Raw genomic sequence first — 26,961 nt, 5'->3', positions numbered from 1 at the left:
CGCAATACGCCGCTCAAGGCTCCCGGTCGCCCGGATCATCCCCCATCGCGGGGTGCATGACCAACCCGGTCAACTGGTCGTCACCGCAAGGCATACAGCCCTTGTGAACATTCCCGCCAAGTGCCACGTGCGCGTGTTCAACTGCGGCCGCAGCGCACTTGAACATCACCGAATGCGAAGTTTGATCACCGGCTCTGGCATGCGCCATAGTGGGCCGCCGCAGAGCGGTGGTGTGCGGTGGTGTGGCGGGCGCGGAAGGCCGCGACCGCCGGGAATTCGCCGGCTGAATTCCTTGGCCGCCGATACCGCACTCCCCGAAGCAGTCCGCCCAGGTCGACGTCGCGGCCGGGACGCAACCGGGAGGGCCCTGATGATTCCGTTGTCATTCGCGCAGCGTCGGCTGTGGTTCATCGAACAGCTCGAAGGGCCCAGCGCGACGTACACCATGCCGGTCACCCTGAGGCTGCGCGGCCGGGTGGACCGGGAGGCGCTCGGCGCAGCCCTCCGCGACCTCCTGGAGCGCCACGAAGTCCTGCGCACCACCATCAGGGTGGCCGATGGCGAGCCCGGTCAGTACGTCCACGAACTGGCGGACCTCGACTGGGCGTTGCACACTGAGGAGCTGCCCGGCGCCGAGCCGGCGGCCGAGCTGGCCGCGGCGGTCGCCGGCGTGCTCGGGCACGTCTTCGACCTGGAAGGCGAACTGCCGGTCCGTGCGTGGCTGTTCTCGGCCGGGGCCGAGGAGCACGCCCTGGTGGTCGTGGTGCACCACATCGCGGGCGACGGCTGGTCGATGGAGCCGCTGGCCCGCGACATGTCCCTTGCGTACGAGGCGCGCCGCGCGGGGAAGGAACCCTCGTTCGAGCCGCTGCCGGTGCAGTACGCCGACTTCGCGCTGTGGCAGCACGACCTGCTCGGTGACGAGAGCGACGAGGACAGCCTGGTCCGCCGCCAGACCGCCTACTGGCGCCAGGCGCTGGCCGGAGCTCCCGAGGAGCTGGAACTGCCCTGGGACCACGGCCGCCCGGCCGTGCCCAGCCGTCGCGGCCACCGGGCGCCGGTGGAGGTCTCCGCGGAGACGCACGCCCGGTTGACGGCCATCGCACGCGACGAGGGCGCGACCATGTTCATGGTCCAGCAGGCCGCGCTCGCCCTGCTGCTGTCCCGGCTCGGCGCGGGCGACGACATCCCCGTCGGTGCGGCCGTCGCGGGCCGCTCCGACATCGCGCTGCGCGATCTCATCGGCTTCTTCGTCAACACCCTGGTGATCCGCACCGATCTGTCGGGCGATCCCACCTTCCGCGAGCTCCTCGCCCGTGTCCGCGAGACCTGTGTGTCCGCGCTCGCGCACCAGGACGTGCCGTTCGACAAGCTCGTCGAGGAGCTGGCGCCCGCGCGCTCCGCCGGACGCCACCCGCTGTTCCAGGTGATGCTCACCGTCCAGAACGCCGCCGACGGTGCGGCTGAGCTGCCCGGCCTCAAGGTCAGCGGCATGTCCGGCGGCCCGGCCACCGGTACCCACGCCTCCAAGTTCGACCTGGAGGTCTTCCTCGGTGAGGCGTTCGACGCCGAGGGTGCGCCGCACGGGCTGCGCGGTGAACTCCTCGCCGCGGCAGACCTGCTGGACCACGACTCACTGGAACGGATCGCCGCGCGCCTGGTCCGTGTTCTGGAGGGGCTGGCCCGGCATCCGGAACTCGCGCTGAGCGAGATCGACGTCCTCGACGCGGACGAGCGCCGCAGGCTGCTCATCGACTGGAACGACACCGCCGCCGACGTCCCCGACGCCACCCTGCCCGAGCTGTTCGCCGCGCACGCGGCCCGTACGCCCGGGGCGAGCGCCGCCCAGCACGAGGCCGAGAGGCTCACCTACGCCGGACTCGACGAGCGCGCCAACCGGCTGGCCCACCACCTGCGGGAGCTGGGCGTCGGCGCGGAGTCGGTCGTCGGCCTGTGCCTGCCGCGCGGCATCGACATGGTCGCGGCGATCCTCGCCGTCTGGAAGGCCGGCGGCGCCTACGTGCCGCTGGACCCCGACCATCCGGCCGAGCGCATCGCGTACATGCTGACCGACAGCCACGCGACCGTGGTCGTCGCCCACCGCGCGACCGCGGACCTGCTCGCTCCCGTCCCGGTCCCGCACACGCTCTGGCTCGACGACACGGAGACGGCCGGCGCACTGGCGGGGCACCCGGCCACCGCTCCGGACACCGCACCGCACGCCGACGGGCTCGCCTACGTCATCTACACCTCCGGGTCGACCGGCGCGCCCAAGGGAGTCGCGGTCCCACACGGCGCGCTGGCGAACCTGGTCGAGGTGTTCGGGCCGCTCATGGACGTCGGCCCCGGCGTACCCGTGCTCCAGTTCGCCTCCTTCAACTTCGACGCGTCCGTGCTCGACGTCGCGGTCACCCTCGGCCGCGGCGGCACGCTCGTCGTGGCGAGCACCGCCGAGCGCTCCGAGCCGGCGCTGCTCCGCGCCCTGGCCCAGCGGGCCGGAGTGCGCTCGGCCAGCCTCGTGCCGTCGCTGCTCGCCGTACTGGAACGCGAGGACCTTGCGGGTGTGGCGGCGATGGTCGTGGGCTCCGAGGCCATGGACCCCCGGCTGGCACGCGACTGGGCCCGTGGCAGGCGCCTCGTACACGCCTACGGGCCGACCGAGGCCACCGTCATCACGGCCGCCGGGCAGGTCGATCCCACCGGAACGGGCGCGCTGCCCTTCGGCGGCCCCGTCGCCAACACCGGCATGTTCGTCCTGGACGAACGGCTCGCGCCCCTCCCGGCCGGCGTGATCGGCGAGCTCTACATCTCCGGCGCGCAGCTGGCCCGCGGCTACACGGGGCGCGCGGACCTCACCGCCGAGCGCTTCGTGGCCTGCCCGTTCGCCCCGGGGCTGCGGATGTACCGCACGGGGGACCGGGTGCGCTGGACCCAGGAGGGCCAACTCGTCTTCGCGGGCCGCGCGGACGAGCAGGTCAAGATCCGCGGCTTCCGGATCGAGCCCGGTGAGGTGCGGTCGGCGGTTGCCGCACACCCGGACGTCGCGCAGGCCGCGGTCGTCGCCCGCGAGGACACCCCCGGCGAACTCCGGCTGACCGCCTATGTCGTGCCCGTACGCACCGGACCCGGGGGACGGGACCGCGTCGAGGAGCCGCTCACCGAGTCGGTGCGCACCTTCGTCGCCGGCCGGCTGCCCGCGCACATGGTGCCCTCGGCGGTGCTCGCACTCGACGCGCTGCCGCTCACGCCCAACGGCAAGCTGGACCGTGCCGCGCTGCCCGCGCCGACCCGCACCACGGGGCCGGGGCGGGTCCCGGCGACCGCGCGCGAGGCGACCCTGTGCGCAGGGTTCGCCGAGGTCCTCGGCCTGGAGACGGTCGGCGCCGACGACGACTTCTTCGCGTTGGGCGGACACTCCCTGCTTGCCGTGCGGCTGGTCGAGTGGCTCCGCGGCCGCGATGTGTCGGTGTCGGTCCGGGCGCTGTTCGACGCGCCCACGCCCGCCGGACTGGCCGCGAGCTCCGGGGCGCAGCCGCACGCCGTCCCCGAGAACCGCATCCCGGACGGCGCCACCCGGATCACCCCGGGGATGCTGCCGCTGGTCGAGCTGGAGCAGGAGGAGATCGACCGCGTCGTCGCCACCGTCCCGGACGGTGCGCCCGGCGTCGCCGACATCTACCCGCTGGCCCCGCTCCAGGAGGGCCTGCTCTTCCACCACCTGCTGACCCGCGGCGGGCACGACGCCTACGCGCTGCCCATGGTGCTGGAGATCGACTCGCGCGACCGGCTCGACGCCTTCCTCGACGCACTCCAGCGGGTCGTCGACCGGCACGACATCCTGCGGACCTCGCTGGTGTGGGAGGGACTTCGCGAACCCGTCCAGGTGGTGTGGCGGCACGCCGAGCTGCCCGTCCAGGACGTGACCCTCGATCCCGGCGGCGACGACCCCGTCCAGCAGCTCCTGGAGGCGGGCGGTCCCTCGATGGACCTCGGCCGGGCCCCACTGCTGCGACTGCACACCGCGGCCGACCCGACGACCGGACGCCACCTGGTGCTGCTGAGGATGCACCATGTGGTCCAGGACCACACCACCAAGGACGTCCTGCTGCGCGAGATCCGCGCCTTCCTGGGTGGGCGCGAGGCCGAACTGCCCAGGCCCATGCCCTTCCGCGCCTTCGTCGCCCAGGCCCACGGCGCCACCGAACGCGAGGCGCAAGAGAGGCATTTCGCCGCGCTGCTCGGCGACGTGACCGAGCCCACCGCGCCCTACGGGCTGATCGACGTGCGGGGTGACGGCGACGGGATGACCCGCGCCACCGTCGACTGCACACCCGAACTCACCGGCCGCCTGCGGACCCTCGCGCGACGGCTGGGAGTCAGCCTCGCTCCCGTGATGCACCTGGTGTGGGCGCGGGTCCTGGCCACCGTCAGCGGCCGCGACGACGTCGTCTTCGGCACCGTGCTGTTCGGCCGGATGAACGCGGGTGCGGGCGCCGACCGCGTCCCCGGCCCGTACATGAACACCCTGCCCGTGCGCGCACGTACGGGCGACACCGGAGTGCTGGACGCGGTCGCCGCCATGCGCGGCCAGCTCGCCGGGCTGCTGGAGCACGAGCACGCCCCGCTGGCGGCCGCGCAGCGCGCCAGCGGCGTTCCCGGCGACGCCCCGCTCTTCACCTCCTTCCTCAACTACCGGCACCTCGCCGCCGAGCACGACGGGACGGGCGCCCCGGGCGCCGACGGTGCTCTTGAGGGCATCCGCACCATCTACACCCACGACCGCAGCAACTACCCGCTGTCCGCCGCCGTCAACGACGACGGCGGCGACCGGCTCGGACTCGCCGTGGACGCCGTGTCCCCGATCGACCCACACGCCGTGGCAGAGCTGATGCACACCGCGACACGGAACCTGGCCGCCGCACTGGAGAACGCACTCGACGGTGCTCCACAGGAGCGGCTCGGTACCGTGCCGCTGCTCGACGCCGCGCAGCGCCGCTTGCTGCTGACCGACTGGAACAGCACCGCGCGCGACTTCGGCACCGCACTCGTCCCCGAGCTGATCGGCGCGCGCGCCGCCGAGACCCCCGACGCCATCGCCCTCGTGGACGGCGACGAGCAGGTCCCGTACGGCGAACTCGTCACGCGCGCCAACCGGCTCGCCCACTTCCTCACCGCCCAGGGCATCGGCCCCGAGTCCGTCGTCGGGCTGTGCCTGCCGCGCGGGGCAGCCCAGACCGTGGCCGTGCTCGGCATCTGGAAGGCAGGCGCCGCCTATCTCCCCGTCGACCCCGAACACCCCGCGGACCGCATCGCGTTCGTCCTCGCCGACAGTGGCGCCGCCATGCTGCTCACCGACGACGAGACGCTGGAGGACCTGCCCGCAGGGCGCGTGCGCATGGTCGCGCTAGACGACCCGCTGACCCGGATGACGCTCGACGCCGCGCCCGCACAGGACCCCGCCGTGCGGGCCGGCGCCGAATCGCTCGCGTATGTCATCTACACCTCCGGTTCGACCGGCACCCCCAAGGGTGTCGCCGTCCCGCACGGGGGCCTCGCGAACTACGTGGCCTGGGCCGCCGAGTCGTACACCGGTGGCTCGCCGGGCGGGGCGCCCCTGCACTCGTCCCTCGCCTTCGACCTGACCGTCACGAGCGTGCTGGTGCCCCTGGTCACCGGCGCCCCCGTCGTGGCCAGCCGCACCGGCGGAGCCGAGGGGCTCGCCGACCTCATCCGCGCCGGCGGCGGCTTCGGCCTGGCCAAGGCCGTGCCCGCCCACCTGCCGATGCTGAGGGAACTGCTCACCGACGGTGAGGCCGCACGCGCGGCACACCGCTGGATCGTCGGGGGCGAGGCCCTGACCGGCGCCGTCGTCCGCGACTGGCTGGAGGCCGCGCCGGACAGCGTGGTCGTCAACGAGTACGGGCCCACGGAGGCCGTCGTCGGCTGCTGCGTCCACGAGATACGTGCGGGCGACCCGGTCGGCGACACCGTGCCCATCGGGCGCCCCACACCCAACACCCGCCTGTACGTCCTCGACAGCGCGCTGTCTCCCGTACCCGTGGGAGTGGCAGGCGAGTTGTACATCGCCGGCGCACAGCTCGCCCGTGGATACGTACGCAGGCCGGGAGCGAGTGCCGAACGCTTCGTGGCCTGCCCGTACGGCGAGCCCGGCACCCGGATGTACCGGACGGGCGACCTCGCCCGCTGGAACGCCGACGGGCAGCTCGCCTATCTGGGCCGCACCGACGAGCAGGTCAAGCTGCGCGGTTTCCGCGTCGAGCCCGGCGAGGTCCAGGCCGTCATCGCCGCGCACCCGCAGGTCGCGCAGGCGGCGGTCGTCGCCCGCGAGGACGTACCGGGCGACACCCGGCTCGTCGCCTACGCGGTGCCGGCCAACCCCGAGGACACCGAGGACCACGCCGCACTCGCCGCCGCACTCACGAAGGCCGCCGCCCAGCGGCTGCCCGCCCACATGGTGCCGTCGGCCGTCGTCGTCCTGGACGCGCTGCCGCTGACCGCCAACGGCAAGCTCGACCGCCACGCACTCCCCGCTCCGGAGTCCTCCGGCACCGCAGGTGTGAGCCGCGCCCCCGCCACCCGCGAGGAAGAGCTGCTGTGCGCCGCCTTCGGCGAGGTGCTGGGGATCGACGGCGTCGGCGTCGACGACGACTTCTTCGCCCTCGGCGGCCACTCCCTGCTCGCCGTGCGGCTGGTGAGCCGTATCCGCGCGACGCTCGGCGTCGAGACCGAACTGGCCACACTGTTCGAGGCGCCCACCGCCGCCGCGCTCGCCGGCCGGCTCGCCGAAGCCGGCGCGGCCAGGCCCGCGCTCGTCGCCGCCGGACGTCCGGAGCGGCTGCCGCTGTCGTTCGCGCAGCGTCGCCTGTGGTTCATCGGGCAGCTGGAGGGCCCGAGCGCGACGTACAACATCCCGGTGGTGCTGCGCCTGTCGGGCGAGGTGGACGCCGAGGCGCTGGGCGCGGCCCTGCGGGACGTGGTCGTACGGCACGAAGTGCTGCGCACCGTCTTCCCCGTCAGTGACGGCGAGCCGTACCAGCACGTCATCGCCCCGGACGCGCTGGACTGGGAACTGGACCGGATCGCCCTGTCCGCGGAGGATCTCGACGACGCGGTCGCCGAGGCGACACGCGCCCCCTTCGACCTCGCGACCGAACCCCCCATACGTGTGAGGCTGCTGGCGGCGGAGGGAGCGGACCCCGTCCTCGTCGTCGTGCTGCACCACATCGCCGCCGACGGCTGGTCGACCGAGCCGCTGGCCCACGACGTGTCCGTGGCCTACACGGCACGCAGGGCGGGCCGCGCCCCCGAGTGGCAGCCCCTGCCTGTCCAGTACGCGGACTACACGCTGTGGCAGCGCACCTACCTGGGGGACGAGTCCGACCCGGACAGCGTGCTCTCCGGTCAGGTGGCCCACTGGCGCGAGGCATTGGCGGACGCCCCCGAAGAGCTGAACCTGCCCTACGACCACTCCCGCCCCGAGGTCGCTTCCTACGAGGGCCACCGCGTGCCCCTGGAGATCCCCGCAGACGTGCACGCACGGCTGGCCGAGACCGCCCGTGCCGAGAACGTGACCGTCTTCATGGTCCTCCAGGCCGCGCTGTCCGTGCTGCTGTCGAAGCTGGGCGCGGGCACCGACATCCCGGTCGGCTCCGCGAACGCCGGCCGTACCGACGAAGCCCTGGACGACCTCGTCGGATTCTTCGTCAACACGCTGGTACTGCGCACCGACCTGGCGGGCGATCCTGCCTTCCGGGAGGTCCTGGATCGCGTCAGGACCGCCGACCTGGCCGCGTTCGCCCACCAGGACGTGCCCTTCGAGAAGCTGGTCGAGGAACTGGCGCCCAGCCGTTCGATGGCCCGCCATCCGCTCTTCCAGGTGATGCTGACGGTGGACAACAACGCCGAGGCCGTCCTCGGACTCCCCGGCGTGCGGACGAGCGGCATGCCGACGGGACTGCACACCGCCAAGTTCGATCTCGACGTACTGATCGGCGAGGAGTTCGAAGCCGACGGAACGCCCGCAGGGATCCGGGGCCTGCTGACCGCGGCGGCGGACCTCTTCGACCGTGCGACGGCCGAGGACATGGCAGCGCGGTTCCAGGGTGTCGTCCGGCAGGTCACCAACACGCCCGAGCGGCGGCTGAGTGGCATCGACGTGCTGAGCGCGGACGAGCGGCACCGGGTGCTGTCCGAGTGGAACGACACGGCGGCCGACGTGCCGCACACCACCGTGCCCGCGCTGTTCGAGGCACAGGTGGCACGTACACCCGACGCCGTCGCCGTGGTCGCCGGGGGCACGGAGACCACGTACGCCGGACTCGACGCGCGCGCCAACCGGCTGGCACGACTGCTGTCCGCACGGGGCATCGGCCCGGAGACCGTCGTGGCCGTGTGCCTGGAGCGGGGCACCGACCTCCTGGTCGCGCTGCTCGGTGTGCTCAAGGCCGGTGGCGCGTATCTGCCGGTGGACCCCGCGTACCCCGCCGAACGCATCGCGCTCATGCTCGGCGACGCCGGGGCCGAGACGGTCATCACCTCGCAGGACACGCGACACCTGACGCCCATGGGCCTCACACAGGTGGCACTCGACGACCCGGGGACGGCACGGACCCTCGACGGCCTCGACGACTCGGTGCTGGGCGCAGACGAACGCACCATGGACCTGCTGCCCGCCCACCCCGCCTACGTGATCTGCACCTCGGGTTCCACGGGCCGCCCGAAGGCCACGCTGGTGCCGCACGCGGGTGTCGCGAGCCTGGTGGAGCGGCCCCGGCGCGAGCTGCCCGTGGGACCCGGCACACGGGTGGGCCAGTTCGCATCACCGGGCTACGACGCCTTCGGCTGGGAATGGCTCACGACCCTCCTGTCCGGTGCCACGCTCGTCGTGATCCCCGCGGACAGGCGCCTGGGCGGAGAGCTGCCGGAGTTCCTGGACGAGCAGCGGATCACCCTCGTCACCCTGCCCCCCACGGTCCTCGCCGCGCTCCCCGACGGCTCCCTGCCCGCGGCCACGACCGTGGTGACCACCGGCGAGGCCTGCCCCGCTCCGGTCATGCGCCGCTGGGCCCGCCACCACACCCTGTTCAACTCCTACGGCCCGGCGGAGACCACCGTCGACGCCACGCTGTGGCGCGCCGATCCGGAAGCCTCCGCGACAGCCATCGGAACGCCCGGCACCAACACCCGCACCTACGTCCTGGACGCGGCCCTGGCGCCCGTGCCGCCGGGCGTCACTGGCGAGTTGTACGTCGGCGGCGGACTCGCGCGCGGCTACACGGGGCGCCCCGGCACGACGGCCGAACGCTTCGTCGCCGACCCCCACGGTGCCCCGGGCAGCAGGCTGTACCGGACCGGCGACCTGGTGCGCTGGACCGCCGCGGGACAGCTCGTGTTCATCGGCCGGTCCGACGACCAGGTACAGATCCGCAGCAGCCGCGTCGAACCCGGTGAGGTGCGCGCCGTGCTGGAGGAGCACCCCTCGGTGCGGCAGGCGGCGGTGCTCGCCTGCGAAGCCGCGCCGGGCGACTGGCGTCTCGTCGCCTATGTCGTTCCCGCCCGGCACGACGACGCGCACGCCGACCGGCTCGTCGCGGGGCTCCGCGGCCTCACCGAGAGCCGGCTGCCCGGCTACATGGTGCCGTCCACGATCACGCTCCTCGACGCGCTCCCCCTCACACTCCACGGCAAGCTCGACCGCGACGCCCTGCCCGCACCGGACAACGCGCCCGCAGCGCCCCCCGGCCGCGGCCCCGCCACACCGCACGAGGAGATCCTGTGCGGACTCTTCGCGCAGGTGGTGGGCCGGGTGAGCGTCGGTGTGCACGAGGACTTCTTCCGGACGCTCGGTGGGCACTCGTTGCTGGCCACCCAGCTGATCAGCCGGGTGCGTGCGGTGCTCGGTGTGGAGGTGCCGCTGCGCGCACTGTTCGAGGCGCCGACCGTGGCGAGGCTCGCGGCCCGCATCGGGGATGCCCACGAGGCACGCCTCGCGCTGGAGACCCGGGTGCGCCCGGAGCGGTTGCCGTTGTCGTTCGCGCAGCGTCGTCTGTGGTTCATAAGCCAGTTGGAGGGTCCGAGCGCGACGTACAACATTCCGGTGGTGCTGCGTCTGTCGGGCGAGGTGGACGTCGAGGCGCTGGGTGCGGCCCTGCGGGACGTGGTCGTACGGCACGAAGTGCTGCGCACCGTGTTCGCGGACCACGACGGCGAGCCGCACCAGCGGATCCTGGGCCCCGACACCGTGGACCCGCAGCTGAGGGTGGTCCGGGTCGCCGAGGCCGAGCTCGACGGCGCGGTGGCCGAAGCCGTACGCACCCCCTTCGACCTCGCCACCGAAGTACCCATCCGCGCAAGGCTGTTCGAGGCCGAGGCCGAGTCCGAGGGCGGAACCGCCCGGCGGAGCGTGCTTGTGGTCGTGCTGCACCACATCGCCACCGACGGCTGGACGATGGGCGCGCTGGCCCGTGACGTGTCCGTCGCGTATGCGGCGCGTCGTGCGGGGCGGGCTCCGGGATGGGAGCCGTTGCCGGTGCAGTACGCGGACTATGCGCTGTGGCAGCGGGAGTTGCTGGGCGACGAGGATGATCCGGAGAGCCTGCTGTCACGTCAGGTGGCCCACTGGCGTCGCGCACTTGAGGGCGCGCCGGAGGAACTGGCCCTGCCGTACGACCACCCACGTCCCTCCACCTCCTCGCACCGGGGCCACCGGGTGCCCATCGCGATCCCGGCGGAGACACACGCCCGGCTCGTCGAGCTGGCGCGCGCTGAGAACGTCACCGTCTTCATGGCGCTCCAGGCGTCCCTGGCCGTGCTTCTGTCCCGCCTCGGCGCGGGCGCCGACATCCCCATCGGTGCCGACGTCGCCGGCCGCACGGACGCGGCGCTGGACGACCTGGTCGGGTTCTTCATCAACACGGTGGTCGTACGGACCGACCTGTCGGGCGACCCGGCCTTCCGTGACGTCCTGGCCCGAGTGCGCGAGACGAGCCTCTCCGCGCTGGAGCACCAGGAGGTGCCGTTCGAGAAGCTGGTGGAGGAGCTGGCGCCGAGCCGCTCGATGGCCAGGCACCCCCTGTTCCAGGTGATGCTGACCCTCCAGAACAACGCAGAAGCAGTGCTCGACCTGCAAGGACTCCGCACGGAGGCCATGCCGACCGGCCTGTCCACGGCCAAGTTCGATCTCGACGTGCTGGTGGGCGAGGAGTTCGACGCCGACGGTGCGCCCGCCGGGCTCTCCGGGTCCATGGGAGCCGCCGCCGATCTCTTCGAGGCAGCCACCGTCGAGGACTTCGCGGCCCGGCTGGCGCGAGTGCTGGACCTCCTCACCCGTAGCCCGGGTGTTCGGCTGAGTGAGGTCGATGTGCTGGGTGCGGGTGAGCGGGGCCGGGTGTTGGGGTTGGGTGCTGGTCCGGTGGTTGAGGTGCCTTCGGGTGTTTCGGTGGTGGGGTTGTTCGAGCGGCAGGTGGCTCGGGTTCCGGGTGCGGTTGCGGTGGTGTCGGGTGAGGAGCGGGTTTCTTATGGGGAGTTGGAGGAGCGGGCGAATCGGCTGGCGCATTGGCTGATGGGTCAGGGTGTGGGTGTGGAGTCGGTGGTGGGGCTGTGTTTGCCGCGTGGGGTGGACATGGTGGTTGCGGTGTTGGGGGTGTGGAAGGCGGGGGCTGCTTATGTGCCGGTGGATCCGGGGCAGCCGGTGGAGCGGATTTCGTTTGTGTTGCGTGATTCGCGTGCGGTGTTGGCGTTGACGACGGAGGAGGTTCTGGAGGATCTGCCGGCTGGTGGTGTGCGGTTGGTGGCTGTGGATGATGCGTTGATGCGGATGCAGTTGGCGGTGTCCGCGGTGGGTGTGCCGGGTGTGGTGGTCGAGCCGGGGGGTGCGGCGTATGTGGTGTATACGTCGGGTTCGACGGGGCGTCCGAAGGGTGTGGTGGTGACGCATGGGGGGCTGGCGAGTTATGTGGTGTCGGTTTCGTCGCGGTTGGGTTTTGCGGAGCGGGGTGGCCGGTTCGGGGTGTTGCAGTCGCAGGTGACGGATTTGGGTAACACGATGGTGTTTGGTGCGTTGGTGTGTGGTGGTGAGTTGCATGTGTTGCCGGAGGGGGTGGTGACGGATGCGGATGCGGTGGCGTCGTATGTGCGGGGTGAGGGGCTTGATTATCTGAAGGTGGTGCCGTCGCATCTGGCGGCGTTGGGTGGGGTGCGTGGGCTGAAGGGGTTGTTGCCTGCGCGGTCGTTGGTGCTGGGTGGTGAGGCCGCTGATCCGGGCCTGGTCGCGGAGCTGCTGGCCGTCGGGGGTGAGGGGCTGGGGGTGTTCAACCACTATGGTCCGACTGAGTTGACGGTTGGTGTGGTTGCTGGTCGTTTGTCGGGTTCGGTGGTGTCGGGTTCGGTGCCGGTGGGGTTGCCGTTGGGTAATGTGCGGTGTTTTGTGCTGGATGGTGGGTTGGGTCCGGTGCCGGTGGGTGTGGTGGGTGAGTTGTATGTGTCGGGTGTTCAGGTGGCGCGTGGGTATGTGGGTCGTTTCGGGTTGACGGCTGAGCGGTTTGTGGCGTGTCCGTTTGTGGTGGGTGAGCGGATGTACCGGACCGGGGATCTGGTGCGGTGGTCGGCTGGTGGTGAGTTGGTGTTTGTTGGTCGGGCTGATGATCAGGTGAAGGTGCGGGGTTTCCGTGTCGAGCCTGGCGAGGTCCGGGCTGTCCTTGCTGCGCATCCGTTGGTCTCGCAGGTGGCTGTCGTGGCCCGTGAGGTGGTGGCGGGTGATATGCGGCTGGTGGGGTATGTGGTCGCGGATGATCCCGAGGGCGTGGAGGCCGGTGAACTGTCGCGTCTGGTGCGGGAGTTCAGTGCTGATCGTCTTCCGGAGCACATGGTGCCCTCGGCTGTGGTGGTGCTGGATGCTCTGCCGTTGACCGCGGCCGGCAAACTCGACCGCGCAGCCCTCCCCGCACCCGACTACGCGGGCAGGGCAGGGACGGGGCGAGAGCCGGCCAACGCACGGGAACGGGCATTGTGTGCGGCGTTCGCCGAGGTGCTGGGGCTGGAAGCCGTCGGCGTGGAAGACGACTTCTTCGATCTGGGCGGGCACTCACTCCTTGCCGTGCGGCTGGTCAGCCGGATACGGGCCGCACTCGGCGTCGAGGTGGACCTCGCGGGGGTCTTCGACACCCCGACCGTGGCGGGGCTCGCCGAGCGGATCGAGGGCGCGGCCGCAGCTCGGCTGCCGCTGACTGCGCGGAAGCGTCCGGAACGGCTGCCGTTGTCATTTGCCCAGCAACGCCTCTGGTTCATAGGACAGTTGGAGGGCCCGAATGCGACGTACAACATCCCGGTGGTGCTGCGCCTGTCCGGCGGGGTGGATCCCGAGGCTCTGAACACGGCACTGCTCGACGTCATCGGGCGACACGAGGTGCTGCGCACAGTCTTCCCCGCACGCGACGGCGAGCCCTGCCAGCACATCGTCGACCCCGGCGAGCTGGACTGGGAGCTGGAGACGGCGTCGGTGACGCCCGGCGAGCTGGATGCGGCAATCGCAGCCGCCGAAGGCCACACGTTCGACCTGGAGAACGAACCTCCCATTCGTGCATCGCTGTTCGATCTGGGGGCCGGCGAACATGTGCTGACGGTGGTGCTGCACCACATCGCCAGCGACGGCTGGTCGAAGGGCCCACTGGCGCGGGACCTCTCGGCGGCGTACGAGGCACGCAGCGCCGGCCGCGCCCCGGAGTGGGAGCCACTGCCCGTGCAGTACGCGGACTACGCCCTGTGGCAGCGCGAAGTGCTCGGCGACAGCGAGGACCCGGACAGCCCCGTCTCCCGCCAGGTCGACCACTGGCGCGAGACCCTGGCTGGCGCGCCGGAGGAACTGGACCTGCCGGTCGACCGTGCGCGGCCGGAAGAGCCCGGGCGGCACGGGCACCGGGCGATGGTCGAGATCCCGGCCGAGACGCACGCCCGGCTCGTGGACACGGCGCGAGAGGAAGGTGTCACCACCTTCATGGCGCTCCAGGCAGCGATGGCGATGCTGTTGTCGCGGCTCGGCGCCGGCACCGACATCCCGGTCGGCTCCGTCAACGCCGGCCGTACGGACGCCGCCCTGGACGATCTGGTCGGGTTCTTCGTCAACACCTTCGTGCTGCGCACCGATCTGTCCGGCGACCCGAGCTTCCGCGAGGTGCTGGGCCGGGTGCGGGCCTCGACTCTCGCGGCGTTCGCGCACCAGGACGTGCCGTTCGAGAAGCTCGTCGAGGAACTGGCCCCGAGCCGCTCCCTCGCCAGGCACCCGCTGTTCCAGGTGATGCTGACGCTGCAGAACAACGCCGAGGCGGCGCTCGACCTCCCCGGCGTGCGGACCGGCGGCGTGCAGGCCGGGCGCGCCGCCGCCAAGGTCGACCTCGAACTTGGCGTAGGGGAGGAGTTCGACGCCGAGGGCACCCCCATGGGCCTGCGGGGCGGGCTGATCGCGGCAGCGGATCTGTTCGATCCGGAGTCGGCGGAACTGCTCGCGCGGCGGCTCGAACGGGCTGTGGGGCTCCTGGCGCTCGACCCGGGCCTACGGCTGAACACGATGGATGTGCGCACCGATGACGAACGACGGCTGCTGCGGGAGTGGAGCGCCGCGACGCCCGGACCGGAAGCCGGCGGCCTCGCCCCGGAGCGGACGGCGGGCGTCTTCGTTCTCGACGCGGCCATGCGTCCCGTGCCGGTAGGTGTGACCGGCGACCTTTACGTGGCCGGTGTCGGCGACGGGACGTCCGAAGCCGTGCACGACGGCCTTCTGCCTCGCGCTGCTGCCGGAGATGACGCCACGCGCCTGTACCGGACCGGGGAGAGGGCGCGCTGGACACCCGGCGGAGAGCTCGTGATCGGCGAGCGTGCGGCAGTCCTGGCCGACCCCGAATCCGGCACCGGCGGCTCGCGCGCGGACCGGGCTCCCCGCACGCCGCGCGAGGAGATCCTGTGCGGACTCTTCGCGCAGGTGGTGGGCCGGGTGAGCGTCGGTGTGCACGAGGACTTCTTCCGGACGCTCGGTGGGCACTCGTTGCTGGCCACCCAGCTGATCAGCCGGGTGCGTGCGGTGCTCGGTGTGGAGGTGCCGCTGCGCGCACTGTTCGAGGCGCCTACGCCCGCGGGACTTGCGGAGCGGATCGACGGTGCGGGCGCGGCCCGGCTGCCGCTGACCGCACGGGTGCGCCCGGATCTGCTGCCGTTGTCGTTCGCGCAGCAGCGACTCTGGTTCATAGGACAGTTGGAGGGTCCGAGCGCGACGTACAACATTCCGGTGGTACTGCGTCTGTCCGGTGAGGTGGACGTCGAGGCGCTGGGTGCGGCCCTGCGGGACGTGGTCGTACGGCACGAAGTGCTGCGCACCGTGTTCGCGGACCACGACGGCGAGCCGCACCAGCGGATCCTGGGCCCCGACGAGCTGGACTGGGCGCTGCACACCGTCCCTGTGCCGCCCGGGGGGATGGACGAGGCGGTGGCCGAGGCGTCCTCGTACGCCTTCGACCTGGCGTCCGAAGTACCTATCCGGGCCTGGCTGTTCGAGAACGCCTCGGGGCATGGCGAGCCCAGCCCCGGAACCGCGCCCGATGACCGCGTACTGGTCCTGGTCACCCACCACATCGCGGCCGACGGATGGTCGCGGAACCCGTTGGCGCGTGATGTGTCGACGGCGTACGAGGCACGCAGCGCGGGCCGGGCACCCGGTTGGGAACCGCTGCCCGTCCAGTACGCGGACTACGCTCTCTGGCAGCGTGAGCTGCTCGGCGATGCGTCGGACCCCGGCAGCCTGCTCACGGCACAAGTGGCCCACTGGCGCGAGGCCTTGGCGGGTGCGCCGGAGGAGCTGCGGCTTCCCGCGGACAAGCCGAGGCCCGCACGGCCCGGCTACCAGGGCCATCGGGCACCGGTCGAGGTGCCGGCCGCGGTCCACGCACGACTGGCGGAGATCGCGCGGGCCGAGAACGTCACCGTCTTCATGGCCCTCCAGGCCGCGGTCTCGGTGTTGCTCTCCCGCCTCGGCGCCGGTACGGACATCCCGCTGGGCACCGACATCGCGGGCCGCACGGACGCGGCGCTCGACGACGCGGTCGGATTCTTCGTGAACAGCCTGGTACTGCGCACCGACGTCTCGGGCGGCCCGAGCTTCCGCGAGGTTCTCGGCCGGGTGCGCGAGTCGACCCTCGCGGCCTTCGAGCACCAGGACGTGCCGTTCGAGAAGCTGGTCGAGGAACTGGCCCCGACACGGTCAAGGGCCCGGCATCCGCTGTTCCAGGTGATGCTGACGCTCCACAACAACGCCGACGCCTCACTCGACCTCTCCCGTGTGCACACGGGAACCATGCCGACAGGGCTGACGACCGCCAAGTTCGACCTTGAACTGAGCCTCGGCGAGGAGTTCGACACCGACGGCGCCCCCGCGGGGCTGGGCGGCACGGTCACGGCGTCCGTCGACCTGTTCGACGGCGGGTCGGCCGAGACGTTCGCCCGGCGCCTGGCGCGAGTACTGGACGCGGTGACCCGTGACCCCGACACCCGGGTGGACACGGTGGCGGTGCTGGAGGAAGGCGAAGTGCTCCGGCCGGTGCCGCTCCGGTCGGCCCCGGCCGACGGGGGAGCCGGCGCTGCCGCATCGGACCCCCGCCTCGTGGCCTATCTGGTCCCCGCACCCGGAGCGGTCATCGACCCTGAGGAACTGCGGCGGTTCGTCCGCGACCAGCTCCCCGAGTCGATGGTGCCCGCAGTCCTGATGACACTGGACACGCTGCCCCTCACCCCGAACGGCAAGGTCGACACCAAGGCGCTGCCGGCGCCCGAACGCCCCGGCCCCGTGCCCGGCGCCGGACGTGCCCCGGCCACCGCGCGCGAGGAGCAGCTCTGCGCCGCCTTCGCGCAGATCCTCGGGCTGGAGACGGTCGGGGTCGATGACAACTTCTTCGCGCTCGGCGGCCACTCGCTGCTGGCCGTCCGGCTCATCAGCCGGATCAGAACGGTCCTGGGGCTCGAAGTCGACCTCGGGGCCCTGTTCGACGCGCCCACGGTGGCGGGGATCGCGCGGCGGCTCGACGAGGCCGATGAACAGGAAGACACCATGCCGGCGCGGCCCTCGCTGCGCCCGATGCGCAGGCGAGGGGACTCCCGATGAGTTCGTCGAATCCGGTGGACCCGCCGATTCCGCTGTCGTACGCCCAGCAGCGGCTCTGGTTCCTCAACCAGTTGGAAGGGCCCGGCGACACGTACAACATCCCTGTCGTGCGGACCCTGCCGGGCCCGGTCGACCGGCAGGCGCTGGGCGCCGCGCTGCGGGACGTCCTGGAGCGGCACGAGGTGCTGCGGACACGGTTCGTGGTCCCGGACGGTGGTGGTGACACCGGTCGCGGCGAGCCCTACCAGTGGATCGTTCCGCTGGAGGAACTGGACTGGGAGCTGTCGACGGTCACGGTGGCGCCGGACGAGCTGGCCGGTGCGACAGCGGTGGCGTCGTCGTACGCCTTCGACCTGGCGAGCGAAGTCCCCGTGCGCGCCTGGCTCTTCGAGACCGGCACCGGGGACCCCGTCCTGGTGGTGGTCATGCACCACATCGCGAGCGACGCATGGTCGATGGGACCCCTGGCGCGGGATGTGGCCACGGCGTACCTGGCGCGCCGGCAGGGCCGGGCGCCCGGCTGGGAGCCGCTGCCCGTGCAGTACGCGGACTACGCACTCTGGCAGCGGGAGCTGCTCGGCGCCGAGAACGACTCCAAGAGCCTGCTGTCCCGGCAGACGGCCTACTGGCGCGAGGCCCTGGCAGGAGTCCCGGAGGAGCTCGCGCTCCCCTTCGATCACCCACGCCCCGAAGTACCCAGCTACCGAGGACACCGGGCCCCTGTCGAGATATCCGGCGACATCCACGCGCGGCTGGCCCGACTGGCCCATGACGCGGGCGTCACGCCGTTCATGGTGCTCCAGGCCGCTGTGGCCGTGCTGTTCTCGCGGCTGGGCGCGGGCACGGACATCCCGCTCGGGACCGACGTCGCCGGCCGTACCGACGAAGCCCTCGACGACCTCGTCGGGTTCTTCGTCAACACTCTCGTCATACGCACCGACCTGTCGGGGGACCCCACCTTCCGGGAGGTCCTCGCACAGGTGCGGAAGGTGTGCATCGGGGCTTTCAAGCACCAGGACCTGCCGTTCGAGAAGCTCGTCGAGGCCTTGGCCCCCAGCCGCTCCCTGTCCCGGCAGCCGCTGTTCCAGGCGATGCTCACGCTCCAGAACAACGACCCGGTGATGCTGGCGGACGGGGAGACACGCACCGGCCGGCCGGCACAGGGCGAAGCCGGGGGCGTAGACGCGCACGCTGCCAAGTTCGATCTCGAGATCCCGCTCAGCGAGGTGTTCGACGCCGGGGGCGCGCCGGCCGGCCTCCGCGGCTCGGTGATCGCGGCCGCCGACCTCTTCGACCCCGAGTCCGCCGAGCGGCTGGCAGCGGGACTCGTGCGCGTCCTGGCGCTGGTCACAGAGCAGCCGGAGATCCGCTTGAGCGCGGTCGACGTGTTCGGTGCCGGCGAGCTGGACCGGGTCCTCGTGGAGTGGAACGGCAGGGCGGTCGAGGTGCCCCGGGGCACGGTGCCGGAGCGGTTCGAGGCCTGGGCCGCACGGCAGCCGGACGCGGTCGCGGTGGTGTCCGAGGACGGAACGGAGCTGACGTATGCGGAACTGGACGCACGGGCCAACCGGATGGCGCGGCTCCTCCTCCGGTGGGGTGTCGGTCCCGGATCCCTGGTCGGAGTGCACCTGGAACCCGGCGCCGACGCGGTCGTGGCCGCGCTGGGCGCACTGAAGGCGGGCGGCGCATACCTCCCGGTCGGCGAGCAGGGGCTGCCGGACGGAGTGGTGACCACTACTGTGGTGACGGCCGTCGACGACGGGGGGGACCTGGACGACGGGCCCCTGACCGAGGACGAACGGCCGCTGCCGTCGCACCCCCAGGACCCGGCGTTCGTACGCTGTGGACGGCTGACGCCGGACGAGGACGGGGTGGCCGCGGGTGCGTTGGTGACGCATGCGGCCCTGGTCCACGGCCTCGCCGCGGTGGGACGCGACACCGGCCTCTGCGTCGACGACCGTGTACTGCACGACGGATGGGAGTTCTTCTGGCCCCTGCTGGAGGGCGCAGCCCTGCTGCCCGTGGGGCCGGCACGAACGGGCGGCCGGCGGGGCACGGCGACGCTGCTGCGGGAACGTCGGGTCTCCGTGCTGCACTGCACGTCCTCGACTCTCGCTGCCCTTCTGGCCGAGCCGGACGCCGCGCGTGCCGCCCGTGAGGGCGGACTGCGACAGGTGGTCTCCTCGGGCGAGGAGCTCACCCCTGCACTGGTCGACCGGTGGCGAGCCGTGTTCGGCGGCACCGGCACGGCCCTGCGTCACCTGTACCGTCCCGTCGAGACGGCGCCGGAGGCGACAGCATCCGCCGACGGCGACGGTATCGGCGGTGTGATCGGCATCCCCCTGGCGAACACCCTTGCCTACGTGCTCGACGGCGCGCTGCGCCCGGTCCCGGTCGGGGTCGTGGGTGATCTGTACGTGGCAGGAGCCCAGCTCCCGCGCGGCTATGCCGGGCGTGCAGGGCTGACCGGCCAGCACTTCGTGGCCTGCCCGTTCGGCGCGAAAGGCGAGGCAGCCGCCGGCGGAGACGGCGGCAGGATGTACCGCACGGGCGTGCGCGCGCGGTGGACAGCGGACGGCGTCCTGGCCGTGGAACGGCAGCCGGTGGCCGGTGGCAGCGGAACGTGGGGCGGCGACGGCCAGGAGCGGGCGAGTCGCGCGCCCGCCAATGCGCGCGAGGAGCTGATCTGCGCCGCGTTCGCCGAGGTGCTCGGTGTGGAGGGCGTCGGCGTGGACGACGACTTCTTCGCGCTCGGCGGCCACTCCCTGCTCGCCATCCGCCTCGCGGCACAACTGCGCGCCCAAGGCGTGGAGGTCGGGCTGCGCGCCCTGTTCCAGGCGTCGACGCCCGCGGGTCTGGCGCTGTCGTCGGGTGCGGAGCGCGTCGTGGTGCCGGCGAACCGTATTCCGGCCGGTGCGGCGGTGCTTTCGCCCGGGATGCTGCCGTTGGTGGAGTTGTCGGAGGCGGAGCTGGCGCGGGTCGTGGCGAGTGTTGAGGGGGGTGGGGCGAACGTTGGGGATGTCTATCCGTTGGCTCCGCTTCAGGAGGGGTTGTTGTTCCATCATCTTCTGTCGGAGGGTGGTGAGGACGCGTATGTGCTGCCGACGGTGTTGGAGTTTGCTTCGCGTGGGCGGCTGGATGCGTTCGTGGGTGCTTTGCAGCGGGTGGTTGACCGGCATGACATCTTCCGTACGTCGTTTGTGTGGGAGGGGTTGGCGGAGCCGGTTCAGGTGGTGTGGCGGCGTGCGGTGCTGCCGGTGACCGAGATGTATCTGGATCCGTTGGATCCGGTGGCATCGTGCGGTCTCTCGATGGACCTGGGGCGGGCGCCGCTCGTCGATCTCCATGTGTCGCCCGCTCCGGGAGACGGGGGTGAGGGGCGCTGGCTGGGTGTGGTCCGGGTGCATCACCTGGTGCAGGACCACACGGCGTTGGAGGTGTTGTTGGAGGAGGTGGCGGCGTTCCTTTCGGGGCGTGGTGGTGGGTTGTCGGAGCCGTTGCCGTTCCGGGATTTCGTGGCGCAGGCGCGTGGCGGGGTCGAGCGGTCGGAGCATGAGCGGTACTTCGCCGGTCTGCTTGCCGATGTCGAGGAACCGACAGCTCCGTACGGGGTGACGAACACCCGTGGCGACGGCGCGGGAGTCGTGCGCGCTTCGGAGCGGCTGCCCGCCGAGTTGGAGGTTCGGCTTCGTTCGGTGGCGGCGAGGCTGGGGACGAGTGCGGCGACGGTGATGCATGTGGTGTGGGCGCGTGTGCTGGCGGTGGTCAGTGGGCGTGAGGATGTGGTGTTCGGGACGGTGTTGTTCGGTCGGATGGGTGCCGGTGTGGGTGGTGACCGGGTGCTGGGTCCGCATATGAACATGTTGCCGGTGCGGGTGCGTACGGGTGGTTTGGGTGTGCGGGAGGCGGTCGGGGTACTGCGGGGGCAGTTGGCCGAGCTGTTGGAGCATGAGCATGCCCCGTTGGCGCTGGCGCAACGCGCCAGTGGCGTCCCGGGCGACACCCCTCTGTTCACGGCACTGTTCAACTACCGCCACAACACGGACCGGAAGGCCGAACCGCAGACGGGACCGGCTACGGATCCGCTGGCCGGGATCCGGTTGCTGTCCGCGCGCGAGCGGACCAACTACCCCCTGGTCGTGGCTGTCGACGATGACGGGGACGGCATCGGCGTGACCGTGGACGCCGTGGCCCCGATCGAGGCGCACGCGGTGGCCAGCCTCATGCACACCGCTGTGGAGGGTGTGGTGTCGGCGTTGGAGGTGTCGTTGGCGGGTGGTGGGGATGTGCGGCTGGGTGGGGTGGATGTGCTCGGTTCGCGGGAGCGTGAGCGGGTGTTGTGGGAGTGGAACGGTGGAGGAGCTTCTGGTGGTTCGGGGGTGACGTTGCCGGAGATGTTCGGGGCGCAGGTGGCTCGGACGCCGGATGCGGTGGCGGTGGTGTGTGAGGGTGTTGAGGTTTCCTATGCGGAGCTCGATGCGCGGGTGAACCGGTTGGCGCGGTTGCTGGTGGCTCGTGGTGTGGGGGCCGAGTCGGTGGTCGCGGTGGTGATGGAGCGTGGCATCGATCTGGTGGTGGCGCTGCTGGGCGTGATGAAGGCCGGCGGAGCCTACCTGCCGATCGACCCGGAGTATCCGGCGGAGCGCATTGCCTATGTGCTCGCGGACGCCGCTCCCGTGGCGGTGCTGGCGGAGTCCCGCACCCGGGGCCGGCTGCCGGAGTCCGCCCTGCCTGACGTGGTCCTTCTCGATGACGAGGAGACCGTCCGGACCCTGGCTGGTTTGGGTGGTGGTGGGTTTGTGGGTGTGGGTGGTTCTGGGTGTGCGGCGTATGTGATTTATACGTCGGGTTCTTCGGGGTTGCCGAAGGGTGTGGTGGTGGGGCAGGGGGCTTTGGTTGGTCATTTGGTGGGTGTGGGGGAGCGGGTGGGTTTGGGGGTTGGGGATCGTTTGGTGGCGGTGACGACGGTTTCTTTTGATATTGCGGTGTTGGAGTTGTTTTTGCCTCTGGTGTCGGGGGCGTGTGTGGTGGTGGCGGGTCGTGAGGTGGTTCGGGATCCGGGGTTGTTGGTGGGGTTGGTGCGGGGGTGTGGTGCGACGGTGGTGCAGGGGGTGCCGTCGTTGTGGCGTGGGTTGGTGGAGTCGGGTGAGTGGCCTGGTGGGGTGCGGATGTTGGTGGGGGGTGAGGCGTTGCCCGCTGATTTGGCGGGGCGGATGTGTGAGGTGTCGGGTGGGGCGTCGGTGGTGAATGTGTATGGGCCGACTGAGGGGGCGGTGTGGGCTACTTCTGCCGAGGTGGTGGGGGGTGGTCCGGTGGTGGTGGGGCGTCCGTTCGCGACGGTGCGGGGGTATGTGCTGGATGGTGGGTTGTGTCCGGTGCCGGTGGGGGTTGCTGGTGAGTTGTATTTGTCGGGTGTGCAGTTGGCGCGGGGTTATGCGGGTCGTGCGGGGTTGACGGGTGAGCGGTTTGTGGCTGATCCGTTTGTGGGTGGGGAGCGGATGTATCGGACGGGGGATCTGGCGCGGTGGACGGGGCGGGGTGAGTTGGAGTGTCTGGGGCGTGTTGATGATCAGGTGAAGGTTCGGGGGTATCGGATCGAGCCGGGTGAGGTTGCTGCGGTGTTGGAGCGGCATGGCCGGGTGGGGCAGGCGGTTGTGGTCGCGCGTGAGGATGTGCCCGGTGATGTGCGGCTGGTGGGTTATGTGGTGCCGCCGGCCGAGGAGGGCGGGGCTGCCCCGGATCCTTTGGAGTTGAGGTTGTTCGTGGGGCAGTCGTTGCCCGCGTACATGGTGCCTTCGGCTGTCGTGGTGCTGGAGGCGTTGCCACGGACCGACAACGGCAAACTGCACCGCAAGGCCCTCCCGGCCCCCGACTACACCAACACCACCACCCACTCGGGGAGGGTGCCTGCGAATGCGCGCGAGGAGCTGATCTGCGCGGCGTTCGCCGAGGTGATCGGTGTGGAGGGCGTCGGCGTGGACGACGACTTCTTCGCGCTCGGCGGCCACTCCCTGCTCGCCATCCGAATGGTGGAAAAGCTCCGCACACAGGGCGTCTCCGTCTCGGTACGTGCGCTGTTCGACAGCCCGACGCCCGGGGGCCTGGCGCTGTCGTCGGGTGCGGAGCGCGTCGTGGTGCCGGCGAACCGTATTCCGGCCGGTGCGACCGTCCTCACGCCCGGCATGCTGTCGTTGGTGGAGTTCACGGATGTGGAGCTGGCGCGCGTCGTGGAGAGCGTCGAGGGCGGTGCCGCGAACATCGCCGACGTCTATCCGCTCGCCCCGCTCCAGGAGGGGCTCCTCTTCCACCATCTCCTCGCCGACGGAGGCGAGGACGCCTACATCCTGCCCACGGTCCTGGAGTTCGCCTCGCGACGGCGCCTCGATGAATTCACCGACGCGCTGCAACAGGTCCTGGACCGTCATGACATCTTCCGCACGTCCTTCGTGTGGGACGGGCTCCCCGAGCCGGTGCAGGTGGTGTGGCGGCACGCGGCGCTGCCGGTCGACGAGGTCGTACTCGCCCCCGACTGCGCCGACCCGGCTGCCGCGCTCCTGGCCGCGGCCGGCCTGTCGATGGATCTCGGGCGGGCGCCGCTGATCGACATTCACGTGGTGCGGGTGCCCGGGGGTGAGGGGCGCTGGCTGGGTGTGGTCCGGGTGCATCACCTGGTGCAGGACCACACGGCGTTGGAGGTGTTGTTGGAGGAGGTGGCGGCGTTCCTTTCGGGGCGTGGTGGTGGGTTGTCGGAGCCGTTGCCGTTTCGGGATTTCGTGGCGCAGGCGCGTGGTGGGGTCGAGCGGTCGGAGCATGAGCGGTACTTCGCCGGTCTGCTTGCCGATGTCGAGGAACCGACAGCTCCGTACGGGGTGACGAACACCCGCGGCGACGGCGTGGACGCGGTGCACCACGCCGTACTGCTGCCCGCCGAGTTGGAGGTTCGGCTTCGTTCGGTGGCGGCGAGGCTGGGGACGAGTGCGGCGACGGTGATGCATGTGGTGTGGGCGCGTGTGCTGGCGGTGGTCAGTGGGCGTGAGGATGTGGTGTTCGGGACGGTGTTGTTCGGCCGGATGGGTGCCGGTGTGGGTGGTGATGACCGGGTGCTGGGTCCGCATATGAACATGTTGCCGGTGCGGGTGCGTACGGGTGGTTTGGGTGTGCGGGAGGCGGTCGGGGTATTGCGGGGGCAGTTGGCCGAGTTGCTGGAGCATGAGCATGCCCCGTTGGCGCTGGCGCAACGCGCCAGTGGCGTCCCGGGCGACACCCCTCTGTTCACCTCCTTCCTCAACTACCGCCACGACGGGAGCCAGGGCGGGAACGGCCGGCAGGGCGGGGACGAACCCGCCGGGAGCGAGGACCCGATGGCCGGGATCCGGGTGCTGTCCTCGCGTGAGCGGACCAACTACCCCCTGGCCCTGGCCGTCGACGACGGAGACGGGATCACTGTGGCCGTTGATGCCGTGGCCCCGATCGACCCTCGCGCTGTCGGAGAGCTCACCCGCACCGCTGTGGAGGGTGTGGTGTCGGCGTTGGAGGTGTCGTTGGCGGGTGGTGGGGATGTGCGGCTGGGTGGGGTGGATGTGCTCGGTTCGCGGGAGCGTGAGCGGGTGTTGTGGGAGTGGAACGGTGGAGGAGCTTCTGGTGGTTCGGGGGTGACGTTGCCGGAGATGTTCGGGGCGCAGGTGGCTCGGACGCCGGATGCGGTGGCGGTGGTGTGTGAGGGTGTTGAGGTTTCCTATGCGGAGCTCGATGCGCGGGTGAACCGGTTGGCGCGGTTGCTGGTGGCTCGTGGTGTGGGGGCCGAGTCGGTGGTCGCGGTGGTGATGGAGCGTGGCATCGATCTGGTGGTGGCGCTGCTGGGCGTGATGAAGGCCGGCGGAGCCTACCTGCCGATCGACCCGGAGTTCCCGGCCGAGCGCATCACGTACATGATCGAGGATTCATCCCCGGCCTGTGTGCTGACGACGGTGCAGAGCGTGGCCGTGCTTCCCGGACCGCTCGGGGTGCCCGTGGTGGAGGTCGACGCGGCCCTGGTGTCCGCGGAGTTGGCTGGTTTGGGTGGTGGTGGGTTTGTGGGTTTGGGTGGTTCTGGGTGTGCGGCGTATGTGATTTATACGTCGGGTTCTTCGGGGTTGCCGAAGGGTGTGGTGGTGGGGCAGGGGGCTTTGGTTGGTCATTTGGTGGGTGTGGGGGAGCGGGTGGGTTTGGGGGTTGGGGATCGTTTGGTGGCGGTGACGACGGTTTCTTTTGATATTGCGGTGTTGGAGTTGTTTTTGCCTCTGGTGTCGGGGGCGTGTGTGGTGGTGGCGGGTCGTGAGGTGGTTCGGGATCCGGGGTTGTTGGTGGGGTTGGTGCGGGGGTGTGGTGCGACGGTGGTGCAGGGGGTGCCGTCGTTGTGGCGTGGGTTGGTGGAGTCGGGTGAGTGGCCTGGTGGGGTGCGGATGTTGGTGGGGGGTGAGGCGTTGCCCGCTGATTTGGCGGGGCGGATGTGTGAGGTGTCGGGTGGGGCGTCGGTGGTGAATGTGTATGGGCCGACTGAGGGGGCGGTGTGGGCTACTTCTGCCGAGGTGGTGGGGGGTGGTCCGGTGGTGGTGGGGCGTCCGTTCGCGACGGTGCGGGGGTATGTGCTGGATGGTGGGCTGTGTCCGGTGCCGGTGGGGGTTGCTGGTGAGTTGTATTTGTCGGGTGTGCAGTTGGCGCGGGGTTATGCGGGTCGTGCGGGGTTGACGGGTGAGCGGTTTGTGGCTGATCCGTTTGTGGGTGGGGAGCGGATGTATCGGACGGGGGATCTGGCGCGGTGGACGGGGCGGGGTGAGTTGGAGTGTCTGGGGCGTGTTGATGATCAGGTGAAGGTTCGGGGGTATCGGATCGAGCCGGGTGAGGTTGCTGCGGTGTTGGAGCGGCATGGCCGGGTGGGGCAGGCGGTTGTGGTCGCGCGTGAGGATGTGCCCGGTGATGTGCGGCTGGTGGGTTATGTGGTGCCGGCCGAGGAGGGCGGGGCTGCCCCGGATCCTTTGGAGTTGAGGTTGTTCGTGGGGCAGTCGTTGCCCGCGTACATGGTGCCCTCGGCAGTCGTGGTGCTGGAGGCGTTGCCACGGACCGACAACGGCAAACTGCACCGCAAGGCCCTCCCGGCCCCCGACTACACCAACACCACCACCCACCCGAAGGCAGGCGGCCGCGCCCCGGCGAATGAACGGGAGAAGCTGCTCTGTGACATCTTCGCCCAGCTCCTCGGCCTGGAGCGGGTCGGCATGGACGACGACTTCTTCGCCCTCGGCGGACACTCCCTGCTCGCCATGCGCCTGATCAGCCGGATCCGCGCCGAGTTGGGCGCCGAACTGCCGCTCCAGGCACTGCTCGACGCGCCCACCGTGGCTGGGCTCCTCACCAAGCTCGGAAATCAGAAGTCAGTCAGGCCCACGTTGCGGCCGATGCGCACCCAGGAGGAGTCCTGATGTTCCCTTTGTCTTTCGCGCAGCGCCGGCTGTGGATCATCGACCAGATGGAGGGGCCCAGCCCCGCGTACAACATTCCCACCGTCGAGCGGCTGCCTGCCGCCGCGGACCGGGAGGCCCTGAACGCGGCACTCCGGGATGTGATGACCCGTCACGAGGTGCTGCGTACCGTCATCCGCACCGCCGAAGGCGGGCCGTACCAGCACGTCCTGGACCTCGACGACCTGGAGTGGGAGCTGACCGCCGTCGAGGTCGCGCCCGACCTCCTGCGGGACGCCGTGACGAAGGCGACCGAGTGCGTCTTCGACCTGGCCTCTGAAGTACCCATCCGTGCTTGGCTGT

Annotated in this window: 3 protein-coding genes (1 of these 3 running past the window's edge); all 3 read left to right on the top strand. The window is 71.0% G+C overall.

Annotated elements, in window-relative coordinates:
- The first annotated feature begins 370 nt into the window (after positions 1 to 370).
- Tightly spaced (each overlapping or abutting the next), the 3 genes in view from OG408_RS05855 to OG408_RS05845 form a layout consistent with a single transcriptional unit that may run on beyond the window.
- The gene (locus tag OG408_RS05855) at positions 371 to 17,161 is read left to right on the top strand and encodes a non-ribosomal peptide synthetase (protein ID WP_326668650.1); all 16,791 of its coding nucleotides are present in this window, start codon (positions 371 to 373) and stop codon (positions 17,159 to 17,161) included.
- Complete coding sequence (locus OG408_RS05850) at positions 17,158 to 26,619, top strand: non-ribosomal peptide synthetase (protein ID WP_326668648.1); 9,462 nt, start codon at positions 17,158 to 17,160, stop codon at positions 26,617 to 26,619. The genes OG408_RS05855 and OG408_RS05850 overlap by 4 nt, the downstream gene beginning before the upstream one ends.
- Positions 26,619 to 26,961 carry the 5' end (the start) of a non-ribosomal peptide synthetase gene (locus OG408_RS05845; RefSeq protein ID WP_326668646.1) on the top strand. It continues 15,401 nt past the right edge of the window, so only the first 343 of its 15,744 coding nucleotides appear in the window; it begins with the start codon at positions 26,619 to 26,621; its stop codon lies beyond the right edge, outside the window. Before OG408_RS05850 ends, OG408_RS05845 begins: the two co-directional genes overlap by 1 nt.

Origin of the sequence: Streptomyces sp. NBC_01257, from assembly GCF_035917255.1 — a bacterium.
Lineage (GTDB): Bacteria > Actinomycetota > Actinomycetes > Streptomycetales > Streptomycetaceae > Streptomyces.
Note: the sequence above shows the minus strand (reverse complement) of the source record. Positions and strands in the feature narration are given on the sequence as shown.